This window comes from Flavobacterium sp. CF108, assembly GCF_900129795.1.
Lineage (GTDB): Bacteria > Bacteroidota > Bacteroidia > Flavobacteriales > Flavobacteriaceae > Flavobacterium.
The window spans coordinates 566933-579530 of record NZ_FQWW01000003.1; the positions used below are offsets into that span (position 1 = coordinate 566933).

The 12598-nt window shown below is 35.6% G+C and carries 5 protein-coding genes; 2 read left to right on the top strand and 3 right to left on the bottom strand.

Annotated features, from left to right (window positions below; genetic code table 11):
• The first annotated feature begins 7 nt into the window (after nt 1–7).
• Complete coding sequence (locus BUE10_RS11180; RefSeq protein WP_073485074.1) at nt 8–994, top strand: YheT family hydrolase; 987 nt, start codon at nt 8–10, stop codon at nt 992–994.
• Here the strand turns inward: BUE10_RS11180 and BUE10_RS11185 are convergent.
• From BUE10_RS11185 to BUE10_RS11195, 3 genes are read right to left on the bottom strand one after another with little or no spacing between them, the layout of a single operon-like run.
• Nucleotides 991–1785 carry a 4'-phosphopantetheinyl transferase family protein gene (locus BUE10_RS11185; protein WP_159439058.1) on the bottom strand — a complete coding sequence of 265 codons (795 nt, stop codon included), beginning with the start codon at nt 1783–1785 and terminating at the stop codon, nt 991–993. The genes BUE10_RS11180 and BUE10_RS11185 overlap by 4 nt on opposite strands.
• A complete protein-coding gene (locus BUE10_RS11190) occupies nt 1772–5779 on the bottom strand; it encodes a non-ribosomal peptide synthetase (protein ID WP_083598041.1) in 4008 nt (1335 codons plus the stop codon). The genes BUE10_RS11185 and BUE10_RS11190 overlap by 14 nt, the downstream gene beginning before the upstream one ends.
• 52 nt (nt 5780–5831) lie before the next feature.
• Nucleotides 5832–11168 (bottom strand): hybrid non-ribosomal peptide synthetase/type I polyketide synthase, encoded by a 5337-nt coding sequence (locus BUE10_RS11195; protein ID WP_073485079.1) that lies wholly within the window; start codon nt 11166–11168, stop codon nt 5832–5834.
• A 955-nt stretch (nt 11169–12123) separates the two neighbouring features.
• Here BUE10_RS11195 and BUE10_RS11200 point away from each other — a divergent pair.
• The gene (locus BUE10_RS11200; protein WP_073485080.1) at nt 12124–12597 is read left to right on the top strand and encodes a T9SS type A sorting domain-containing protein; all 474 of its coding nucleotides are present in this window, start codon (nt 12124–12126) and stop codon (nt 12595–12597) included.
• Nucleotide 12598 lies beyond the last annotated feature (1 nt).

Consider the following 12598-nt stretch of genomic DNA (forward strand, 5'->3'; position numbering starts at 1 on the left):
TTTAATCATGCCGGTAATTGAACAATCAGAATATAATTTTCCTTCTATTATTCATCGCAACAGGCACGTTTCGACTATTTATGCTGCGTTGTTTAAAAAGTTTGATGTTCCAGGATACACAAGGGAAAAACTGGAATTGAATGACGGTGATTTTATCAATATTGATTTTCTTATAAATGATCCAAAAAAAGCAGTAATTCTGTGTCATGGTTTAGAAGGTGATTCCCGAAGAACGTATAATAATAGCTGCGCGGCTTATTTTCAGCAAAAAGGATTTTCTGTTTTCGCATGGAATAACCGTACCTGCGGAGGAGAAATGAACCGCCTTCCGAGACTGTATCATCACGGAGCAGTTGATGATCTGGATGAGGTGGTTCAGTTTGTTTTGCGAAAAGGATTTGAAGATGTTTATATGATTGGATATTCAATGGGAGGTGTTCAGCTTCTGAATTATTTTGGATGGACAAAAATCGATGAACGCATAAAAGCCGGAGTTTCTATTTCTGTGCCAACGCATATTGCAACAAGTGCCGAGATATTGAAACAAGGCTTTAACAGGGTATATTTAAAGAATTTTACAATTGATATTAAGAAAAAGCTGAAATACAAAGCGGCACAATTTCCTGATTTTATAAACCGTGATCAAATTGATAAAATTACTTCTTTTGATGAGGTTGACCAATATTTTACAGCACCGCTGCACGGATTTGCAAGTCGTGACGATTATTACCAGCGAGTTTCTCCTGAATTTTCACTTAAAAATATTACTACTCCGGTTTTAATTATTAATTCTTTAGATGATCCTTTTTTAGGTGAAAGATGTTATCCAAGAGCCATAGCGCAAGAAAGCGAATATGTTTATCTGGAAACGCCAAAGTATGGCGGGCACTGTGCTTTTCCGCTGCGAAACTCAACGTATTCTTATGCAGAAAAAAGAGCGTATAAGTTTTTTAAATCTTATAGAACTACGGAGAATAGTAAAACGGAATATTAGTAATTTCTTTTTTGAGTCATTTCCAGTAAATTTTCCATACTATCCGGAATCATATATAATAACAGATTGTCTGAAGTTGTTGGAAGCCCCTCATAGGAAACGGCGCCCAAATACTGCTCGGCAAAATCAAAACTATATACCTGCCAGTTCTGCGTGTTTTTTACCAGTTTAAATTCTAAATTGTGCTGTCCGTCTGTGCAGGGAATATATTTAAAATCTTCATCAATTCCTTTTCCTAATGCTTTCACAAAAGCTTCTTTGCGTGTCCATAACGTATAAAACATGGTTTTTTTATCATCAGCATTCTGAATCATTGACCTTTCGTGATCGTCAAAGATATCCGGAAGCAGGTTTGTGAATTTAAAATCGTTAGATAAAAATTCAATATCCAGCCCCACTTTTTTATGTGAAACCGCTATCGCCGCATAATCTTCCGAATGCGAGATATTGAAGTGCAGCCACGGGTGTGAGGCTAGATATGGTTTTTTATTAAAGTCATAATCAAGATGAATATTTTTTATATCTGATTTTGTGTAAGCTCCTAAAATAAGTTTTAAAATCGATCTGTATATAATGAATCGGTCCCGGTCTATTTCCTTATAAAAACGTTTTGCTTTTTTGAGTTCAGGTGAATTTAGAAACTGCGATAAATTAGATTTAAGCTCAATGAAACTGGGCAGATAAATACTGTAAATGATGATGTCACTAGTATCTAAAGAATATTCTTTACCAGAAACCAATGTAGCGCCCTTTATATCCGAAAAAGAGATAAAGAGCTTAGATGTTTTCATTTTTTTCATCTAAGATGTCTTGAAGTAATCTCGCTAAAAATATATCATTTGGCGGGGCTACAATGTCTAAATGATTCCCAGAGATATTATGAATAGTTACGCCTCCCAGCGCAGCCTTTTTCCAGCCAAGATGTGTAGGGTCAAGTCTGTAATTAATGTCATCTTTAGAGCGAAATAAATCGACTTCAAAGTTTTGCGGTTTAAGGTGATAACGATCTACAATTTTTTTAACCATGCTGTCAGCTTCTATAAACTCTTTAAGCGCCAGTTCTTCTTGTTCGGTCATTTCATCTTTTTTACCAAAATGTCTTTTCAGGATATATTCTTTTTTTCCGTTAATACGCATTTTAAAAGCTTTCCAGCTCAATAACATTTCTTTTAAAAAATCTAACCTTCTATGCGTAATATCAAAGTATCTAACGAGTTGTTTACGTCTGTAACTTCCATAATAATAAGAAGAGTCCACATAAGAATCCAGTAATGCTGTTAAGCTTACTTTTCGTCCTTGTTCCTTTAATTGACGCGTCATTTCGAAAGCCACAATTCCGCCAAAAGAAAAACCAGCCAAAGCATAAGGCCCTTTTGGATTTACTTTTATAATAGCATCAATATAATGAGCAGCCATAGCTTCAATGGATTCGTACCAACCATCAAAACCTTTGGGTTTAATACCCTGAATGGCATAAATAGGCTGATCTTCATCAAAGTGTTTACTCAAATTGATAAAATTTAAAACATTAAGCCCAGCTCCGTGAATGATAAAAAGAGGCACTTTATTTCCGCTTGGGCTTATAGGAACTAAACAATCAGAATAAATTTCGGTACCCGTATTCAGCAGTTTTGCAAATTTCTCAACAGTCGAATATTTAAATAATGCCGATAGAGGAATTCGTATACCAGTATATTTCTCTATTTCGATCATGACTTTTACTCCTTTAATGGAATGTCCTCCCATTTCGAAGAAATCACTAAAAATATCGATATTCTCTAAACCAAGGCTTTCTTTCCAAATAGCAGCCACAATATTTTCTTCTTCTGTGCGGGGAGCAGTATATTCAAGTATTTTGCTTGTTTTATATTGTGATAATGCTTTACGATCTATTTTGCCGTTAAGCGTTGTTGGTATTTTATCCAATAAATTAAAATCATGCGGCATTAATTGTGCAGGCAAACGTGCAGCCAAAGTTTCGCGCCATAAAGGGATTTGAATTTCGGCATCCTCTATACGGGAATCAGGAACAACATGAGCTATAAGAAAGTTTTCATTAGCTAATACAACAGCATATTTTATACCGTCAAGCTGCAGCAATGCGTGTTCTACCTCACCGGGTTCAATACGCTGTCCTCTAATTTTAACCTGTTGATCCAGACGTCCTAAACATTCTATTTCATTGCTTGGAAGTAATCTTCCTAAATCACCTGTACGATAAATGATGTCGTCTTTATTAGTAGAAAAACCGTTTTTAATAAATTTTTCTGAGGTAAGTTCAGGTCTGTTCCAATATCCTTTTGCAACACCATCACCGCCTATGGCAATTTCACCAACCTTACCCGGAGCCACAAGCTGTCCTTGTTCATCAATGATATAAATTTGTGTATTGGCAATAGGCTTACCAATAGTTATTAAAGTATCATCGGCTTTTACTTGTTTTACAGCAGAATATATCGTGGTTTCCGTTGGCCCATAAACATTCCACAGTGTATTACATTTACTTGTAAGTTCTCTGGCAAGATCTGCTGGCATTGCCTCACCGCCGCATAATGCCTTAAGCGGTAAAGGTTCATCCCAGCCAGAATCCAAAAGCATGGACCAGGTTGTGGGAGTAGCTTGCAGAAAACTAATATTTCCCTTTTTTACTAATTCAAGTAAAAGTCGTCCATCTCTGGCAGTTTCCTGATCCGCAAGTATTAAAGTTGCACCTATAGTGAGCGGTAAATACAGTTCCAGACCAGCAATATCAAAAGAGATAGTAGTAATCGAAAGCAATCTGTCGTTTTTACTAATACCGGGTTCTAAAGTCATACTACAAAGTAGGTTAACTAAGTTTTTATGCGTTATAGGAACGCCTTTTGGATTACCCGTTGATCCAGAGGTGTAGAGTATATACGCCATATTATCAGGACTCACAACAGAAGATAACGGCGATGCATCATAATGGTTTAAGGATTCCATAGCATCTTCTATAAAAAGCGTTTGCGGCCATGATGGCAAGGATGCAAATAATGTTTTACTGGTCAATAAAACTTTTGCTCCAGAATCAGTAAGCATAAATTCTAAACGGCCTTTAGGATATTCAGGATCCAGCGGAAGATAAGCCGCACCACACTGCATTATGGCTAACAAACTATAAAGCAGTTCCGGACTGCGCGAAACAGAAACAGCAATAATATCTCCGGACTGAACGCCTTGTGCTTTTAAATAATGGGCTAATTGATTTACTTTTTGGTGTAACTCCAGATAAGTAGTTTTTGTTTCATGAAATTCTAAGGCTATGTTGGTTGGCGTAAGTTCAGCTTGTTTTTTTAATAACTCGGTTATGGAAACATCCGGATAAGATATTTCAGTATTATTTAGAGCTTCATAATCAGCTAAATAATGACTTCCAAGGATGTCTGATAAAGGCTTATCTGCACCAGTTATTAATTTATGGATGATATCTTCAAAGGTATGCATCATTTGATTGATCGTTTCCGGCTTGAATAAAGTAGTATTATAAGACCATTGAAATATAGGCCCTTTTTTGGTTCTAAAAATATGAAGCTGAATTTCAAAAGTTGCATATTCTCTCGGGTTAACCTTAAATTCATGGGAAAGTTCCGCAAATGAAAAATCGCTTTCTATATCCCGATTCATATCGGCTGTTAATACAGCTGGCACCAAAGGAATTCTGGAAGAATCTCTGGCAATAGCCAAACTTTTAAGAAGATGTCCAAAACTTACCTGCTGATTTTCGTAGGCATCAAATAATTGTGAATTTCTTTGTTTTAAGTATTCTAAGAAAGTAATATCGGGATTAATTTTACTGCGTAAAGGAAGCAGGTTTGCACAATCCCCAATCAATTGTTTCATGCCATATAATGTATTTCCCGATGAAGGAAACCCAACAACTAAATCATTCTGACCCGTGATTTTGCATAAAAAAACTTCAAACGCAGCAAGCAAAGTGGTAACTAAACTGCAATTAACACTTATGCCTATATTTTTTAAGGAATCGGTCATGGTATTATCAAAAGGAAAATCAATACGATTGCTATTATAAGTTCGCAAAGAAGGTCTTGGATAATCCAGTGGTAATTCGATTGTAGGAGTCGATTCTTTATAAATAGTAAGCCAAAAATTTTCCTGCTGTTTGTGTTCATTCGTTTCCATAAATGAATTCGCTTTTTCGGCATATTCGCTAAAGCGTTCCGGATTTGGAAGGTTTGTTTTTTTGTTTTCTACAGAGGCAGAATAAAGTATACCAAGTTCTTCTAATATGATATCGACGCTTAGTCCGTCTCCAACAATATGATGAATGGTTAAAGTTACCAGATATTCAAATTCGTCAATTTTAACCAAATTAACTTTGAATAATGGGCCGTTAACAAGATCAAAAAGTGCATTTACTTCTTCTTTCACTAAAGCTTCTATCGAAAGTTCTTTTTCAGCTGTATTTAGGTCTGAAAAATTATTATGTGAAATTTTAAAATCAATATCGCTGTAAATACACATATAGTGTCCGTCTGGACTAAAAACGGCTCTCAAGCATTCATGACGCTGCACTAAAGTTTTTACGGCCTGTTCAAATGTGTCTATTATTAAGTTGCCTTTCAATTTAATAGAAACAGACAGGTTGTACGCCTTATTAGCATCACTGCCTCCAAAAATACAATCTGACCATATTTCCTGCTGTGAATTTGTGGTTTGAATTACTCTTTCAATTTCAGGTAAAAACGGATTAAATTGAACTTCAGTTTCAGTTTTTATTTGAGATTTATTTTTCATTGTTATCATAATTCTATTTTTAAAAGTAATTGCACAGTTTTTAAATTGACAATCTGAATTATTAATTATGTTTATCTGACTCTAATAACATCGTTTTATTAAACTTTCCTTTTTGAACAGGATCTTCAATAAACCATGCCGGATTTCCGTTTTCGTCCCGTCCCAGTTTACTGCCATGAATAGGAGGTTCGTTTGCCATTATGGTATATTTCTTTTCTTCAGAATTAGTTTCAAGAAACAGCTGTCCGTTTATTTTTGAAAGGTCAAAAGCTTTTTCTTTTTTATGAGCGCCATTCGATCCGTTTGTGCCGACTCGATTTTCAGGATTAAATGTAAGGGCATCAAAATGTTTTACTTTTAAATTGACGAATGAAGTACTTCCGTTTGCAGATGAACTTTGAAAACCTTGCAGTTGATCTACTTTTTGGCTCAAAAGCTGAATTTGCTGGATAATTTGTTCTAATGAAGTTTGATTTTGATTTACTGATAATGGAGCTTCATTTGTTAAAACAGAAGGCAGAACAGTTTGGTTAGAAACAATTTCGGTTTCTTTAATTTCAACTTCATTTTCTTCAGGAAGATTTAAATCAATATAATCTGCCAAAAGCAATGGAGTAGGATATCCTTCATTGAGTTGTCTAAAAGTGATAGGTAAATCAAATTCTTTTTTCAGTCTTCCTGATAATTGAGTGAGCGATAAAGAATCCAATCCTAATTCCAGGAAAGTAATAGAAGCCGAATCAGGATCATAAGTTATGCCCGACGCTTCTCTTATAATTTCTGAAATTCTAACTGATATAGATTCCTTTCTTGATTCTTTTGTTGTAGCAGGAACACTTTCTGTTTCTGCTGAAATGGCTATATTCGGAATTATATCAGAAACTGTACTTTTTTGAACTATGGTTTCAATAACATTTAAAGGCTCAATCCAGCACGGTTTTCGATCAAAAACATAACCCGGTAATTCTATTTTTTGTCTTTGCTGTTCGTTGTAGAAAGATTTCCAATCTGGGCTTATTCCTTTTGCCCATAATTCACCAACAGTATTTAATAAAGTCGAATATTCATTGTCTTGTTCTTCTTTAGGAAAATTGATGCTCGAAAAAGCAGGTATAACTTTACCAGCCGCCTGCTGACGTGCCAGCGTAATAAGGGTTTGACCCGGGCCTACTTCTAATAAGATATAATCTTCTAATTCAAATGCAGTATCCATTGCATCGGCAAATCGTACCGTATTTTTTAAATGGCTAACCCAATAACTTGAACTTGTGGCTTCTGTATCTGTAAGCCAGGTTCCGGTTGCTGTTGAAATAATAGGAAGCCTCGGAATACTTAGTTTTATTTTTTCTATTTCATCTTTAAAAGAATCTAAAATTGGTTCCATCATAAAGGAGTGAAAAGCATGACTGGTAAGAAGCAGTTTGTTTGGAATATCCTGCGCATCCAATTCCTGATTAAATAAGGCAATATCCTCTTTTGTACCCGAAGCCACACAAAACTGACTTGAATTTATGGCAGCTACAGAAAGTGTATCAGGAATCAGTTCATATAATTTTTCTACCGGAACACGTACCGCTAACATTGATCCGCCGGGAAGTTCGCTTATCAATTTCCCTCTAATGGCAACAATATGAAGGGCATCTTTTAAACTCATAATTCCGGCTAAATGTGCTGCTGCAAATTCACCAATACTATGACCGCAAAGAAAAGTAGGTTTTATTCCCCAGCTCATCCATAACTGCGCCAGTGCATATTCTGTAACAAACAAACTTGGCTGCGTTAAGCGGGTATCTTTTAAGCGTGCTTCGGCCTCAGGCGAATTTGTTTTTGGATAAAGGATTTCGCGGATATCTAATTTTAAATCCTCCATCAGCAATTCGGCACATTTGTCTACGGCTTCACGATATACTTTTTCGTTATCATAAAGCGTTTTTCCCATTTGCAGATACTGTGCGCCTTGTCCCGGAAACAGAAATCCCATTTCACTAGGAACACTTTTTAATATGGAAGATTTAGTACTTTTTGCTTTTAAGGAAATTAATTTTTCGACCGCATCATCTGTAGAATTTGTTACCAAAAAGCTGCGTTGATTAAAACCCTCTCTCGTAATATTCAATGAATAAGCAATGTCTGCTAAAGGAATATTTCTTGATTTATCAATAAAATGACCCAATGCGTTTTCATAACCTAATAAACTGTTTTGGCTTTTTGCAGACCACATTAATAATTGAAGCGGTCGGCTAGCTGAAGAGGGTAAAGGTTCTGCTGTATATTCTTCAACAATGGCATGAACGTTTGTGCTGCCAATTCCGAAAGAACTTACACCGGCTCTTCTGATGCTGTCCGTTTCCCATTCAATTAATTTATTATTGATGTAAAAAGGACTGTTTGCAAAATCTATATTTGGATTGGGTTCGTTGAAATTAACCATTGGCGGAATCTGTTTATGGCGCATGGCTAATAATACTTTCATTAAACCCGCAACTCCGGCAGCCGCGGTGGTATGTCCCATATTGCTTTTTATAGAACCTAAAGCGCAATAATTGTTTTTTTCCTGTTTGCCATAGGCTATTTTAAGTCCTTCTATTTCTATTGGATCTCCTACGGGAGTTGCAGTTCCGTGGGCTTCCATATAGCTGATTGAGGAGGGGGATATTTGGGCATCATTAAAAGCATTTATAATTGCTCCGGCCTGACCTCGCGGACTTGGTGCCATAAAACTACCTTTGTCTCCGCCGTCATTATTTACTCCAACTCCTTTAATTACGCCGTATATAATATCGCCATCTTTTTCTGCTTCTTCCAGTCTTTTTAGCACCACAACTCCGGCGCCATCACTAAAAACAGTTCCTTTTCCGGCAGCGTCAAAAGATCTTGTCGATCCGTCAGGGCTTTTGATAAAACCGTCATCATAAAGATGACCGCTGTTTATGGGACACGTTACGCTCGATCCTCCTGCAAGGGCAATATCGCACATGCCGGTTCTTATGGCTTTTACGGCTTCGGCAACAGCTAATAGTGAAGTTGAGCAGGCAGAATGTACGCTAACCGAAGGCCCTTTTAAATTTAAATGATAAGAAGTACGCGGTGCAATAAAATCTTTTCCGTTTACGGTATAGATTTGTAATTCGCCTACAGAACTTTTCAATTCTTTGTTGTTGAATATATTATTCTCATAATAGGTATTGATTTCACTTCCTGTATATACGGCGATGCTTCCTTTATAATGTTTCGGAAGATGTCCCGCTTGTTCCAAAGCTTCAAACGAAATTTCCATAAACACACGTATTTGAGGATCCATAGCGGCGGCAAGCTGCGGATTTAGTCCGAAGAAATGAGCATCAAATGTTTTAGCCGAAGGTAAAATTCCTCTTGCACCTATATAAAATGGGTCTTTACGAAGACTTTCGGGTAAACTTGGATCTAATTCTTCTTTGGTAAATAAAGAAATGGTTTCTTTTCCCTCTTTTAGGTTTTCCCATAATTCTTCTATAGTATCAGAACCTGGAAATCTTCCGGCCATACCAATTACAGCAATGTCTCCGGTAGTGGTTTGTTTGCCCGTTTGTTTAAATGCAAATGAATCTTCTTTAGTATTATTTTCTTCTAAAGTACTGGCAAGTTCCCTAATGGTAGGATGAATATAGATTTTTGAAACCGATATATCCAGTTCTAATTGCTGTCTCATTAACGAGGTTACTTTTTGTGCCAATACAGAACTTCCGCCCATATCAAAAAAATCATCATCGATACCAATGCTTGCTATTTGTAATTCTTCGCTCCAAATTTTTACAATATCTTTTTCTAATTGCGTATTCGGTTTTTTGAACGGCGGTGCAGAATCTGGTCTGTTATGTTCAGGAACAGGTAAGTTTTTTTTATCCACTTTTCCATTTGGAGTAATTGGAAATTCGTCTACCCAGATGTATTTAGATGGTAATAATATTTCGGGCAACACTTTTGAAAGTGCCTCATGAATTGGTTTTTCATCCTGTAATTCAGCACTAGATTTTAAATACGCCACCAGTTTATCTTCATTACCAAAATAATTGCTGACGATTACGGAAGATTGTTTTATTTCAGGAATACTATTTAAGGCGGCTTCTATTTCGCCTAATTCAATACGGTGCCCTCTTATTTTTACCTGATGATCGATGCGGCCTAAGCATTGAAATTCTCCATTTGGGAGTAATTTCCCCAAGTCTCCGGTGCGATACAAAATAGCGTTTGGTTCTGAAGAAAACGGATCCGGAATAAATTTTTCAGCAGTAAGTTCCGGACGATTCCAGTAACCTTGTGCGACTCCGTCTCCGCCAATTACGATTTCTCCAATTGTTCCGGTTTCAACGGCTTTTCTTTCTTCATCTAATAAATAAATTTGTGTATTGGCAATTGGAAAACCAATTGTTATTAGTTCATCATCTGCCTGAATTTGTTTTACTGCCGACCAAATCGTTGTTTCCGTCGGGCCATACATATTCCAAAGTGAATCGCATTTTGAAATTAATTGGCGGGCCAGGTTTAAGGGCATAGCTTCTCCACCGCATAACGCTTTTAAAGCCAGTGGTGTTTCCCATCCGGAATCAAGAAGCGACTGCCACGTAGTAGGTGTAGCTTGTAATATTGTAATTTCTTTTTTCTGTAAAAGATCAAGTAAAAGATGACCGTCACGAGTAGTTTCATAATCGGCAAAAACTACTGCTGCACCTTTAATTAGCGGCAGAAATAATTCAAGACCAGCAATATCAAAGGAAATTGTGGTGATGGATAATAACCTGTCTTCGATATGTATACCCGGTTCAATTGCCATACTGAACAGGAAGTTTATTAAATTTTTATGTGTAACAGTTACGCCTTTAGGTTTTCCGGTAGATCCGGAAGTATACATTATATACGCTGCAGCATCATAAGAAACAGAAGCTGAAACAGGAACTGCAGGATATTGATCAAGTGCAGCTAAAACGTCTTCAATTACTATCGTTTTAGAATAAGCAGGCAATGAATTGACAAGTGATTTTGTAGTCAGTAAAAAACTGGCCCCAGAATCTTCGAGCATAAATTCTAAACGAGCCGCCGGAAATTTTGGATCTAATGGTAAATAGGCCGCGCCACATTGTAAAATGGCTAAAAGAGAAGCAACTAGGTTAGGAGTTCGCTCCATAGATACAGCAACAATTTGTCCGGAAGATAAACCTTGAGCTAAAAAGTAATTCGCCAGCTGGTTTGTCATTTTTACTAACGCTGTGTAGGTAACCTGTTCTTCTCCAAATTCAAGTGCTATTGAATTTGGAGATAAAGCAGCCTGCTCTGCAAAAATCTCCGGTAACGTACTTTTAGGATACGCCATTTTGGTCCAACTTCTCTCGTTGGCTAAATCATTGTTGTTAGCTCTTTTCATTTTAATGGTATTAAAATTAGAGTGGAACAAATAATAAGATTCAATTAATGGGAAACTAAAGAAAAACACGACTTACATCCGGGTTTACAGCTCATTATTAAAAATGACTGTATTTTTTATTTACAATGGTCTGCTTCGTTAATAAATAAATGAGAGGTTATAAGTAGTTTTTAATCATTGATTTGGCATTTATTGAAATTATAATTATGTCCTAGTAATCAATATGTTAATCAAAAAAAGTAATTTTTTTTTACTAATACTTGCATTTTCTGTATAAAGCTATTATTATCGATGAATTGCATATTTTAAATTATTTGAGACATTTTTTTTTAAATTGACCTTCGGTTTTAAATCAATTTTATGCTTGCAATTTTCTCATAAAATAAGGCGGGCTTTTTTTAAGATAAAATTACAGTCAAAATTATCTGCGGACTTATTTTTAAAAGTCAATAATTCCTTATTCAGACCATTTTTTCCTTTGTAAGGAAAAACTTTATTTTGGTAATTGTTTGTTGTAGAAAAATATTTAGCTTTGCTGTTTGTAAATATCTTGTATTCAATAAGATAACTGTTAATTTAATACGGAATTTTTTATAAAGGCACCCCATAATTAAAGATTAAATAAAAAGGATTTAGTGATATAATTTAGTGAAATAAATTGCCGTTGTATTTAAGTATCAACCAGTTTATACTAGCGTTAAATATTTAATTTTTAGAACTATTATTTAAGTTATATCGGCAGCTATTTTTTTAAAATAATCGCAGTAATTTATAGAAAAACATTTTTTTGATGTAGGTAAATAGTCATTAAAATACTACATTTTGTGTAGTTTATCGGAAATAAAATTCGTTATATCGATTTTATTTTGCTATTAAATATTTTTGCAGCATAAATTATAAGGCTTATAGAACTGTGAAGTATTTAAACATAAAAACCCTAAACCTACTCATAATTATGATGGCGTTTATCCCTTTTAAAGGGATTAGCCAGACGCAGACAAATGATACCATGGAAACTATAATTCCATCCGGAAGCAACGCAACCGGAAGTTCAGGTTCTGTAACATATTCAATTGGACAAGTATTCTATACCTACATTGGAACAGGTTATAACGTAGCTCAGGGGATACAGCAGCAAGAATCAGATGAAACTCTGGATAATCCGGAAGTTGAGGTGCCTGTAGTATCCATATTAGTTTTCCCAAATCCGGCAGCAGATTTTGTTAATGTAAGCATGAAAGCACCAGAGTTAGAAAGTAAAGACCGATCGTACAGACTTTATGACATTCAGGGCAGGCTATTAAAACAAAACAAAATTAATCAAACAGAAACTCAGGTTAATTTAAATAACCTAACACCTTCTCTTTATATACTTGTGGTATATGTAGACGGCAAAATTTTGGAATCATTTAAAATATTAAAAAAATAAA

Excerpts from the sequence above, each read along its gene's own strand:
- BUE10_RS11185 (WP_159439058.1), bottom strand. The coding sequence starts at position 1,785 with ATGAAAACATCTAAGCTCTTTATCTCTTTTTCGGATATAAAGGGCGCT.
- BUE10_RS11180 (WP_073485074.1), top strand. The coding sequence starts at position 8 with ATGCCGGTAATTGAACAATCAGAATATAATTTTCCTTCTATTATTCAT.
- BUE10_RS11195 (WP_073485079.1), bottom strand. The coding sequence starts at position 11,168 with ATGAAAAGAGCTAACAACAATGATTTAGCCAACGAGAGAAGTTGGACC.
- BUE10_RS11190 (WP_083598041.1), bottom strand. The coding sequence starts at position 5,779 with ATGATAACAATGAAAAATAAATCTCAAATAAAAACTGAAACTGAAGTT.
- BUE10_RS11200 (WP_073485080.1), top strand. The coding sequence starts at position 12,124 with ATGATGGCGTTTATCCCTTTTAAAGGGATTAGCCAGACGCAGACAAAT.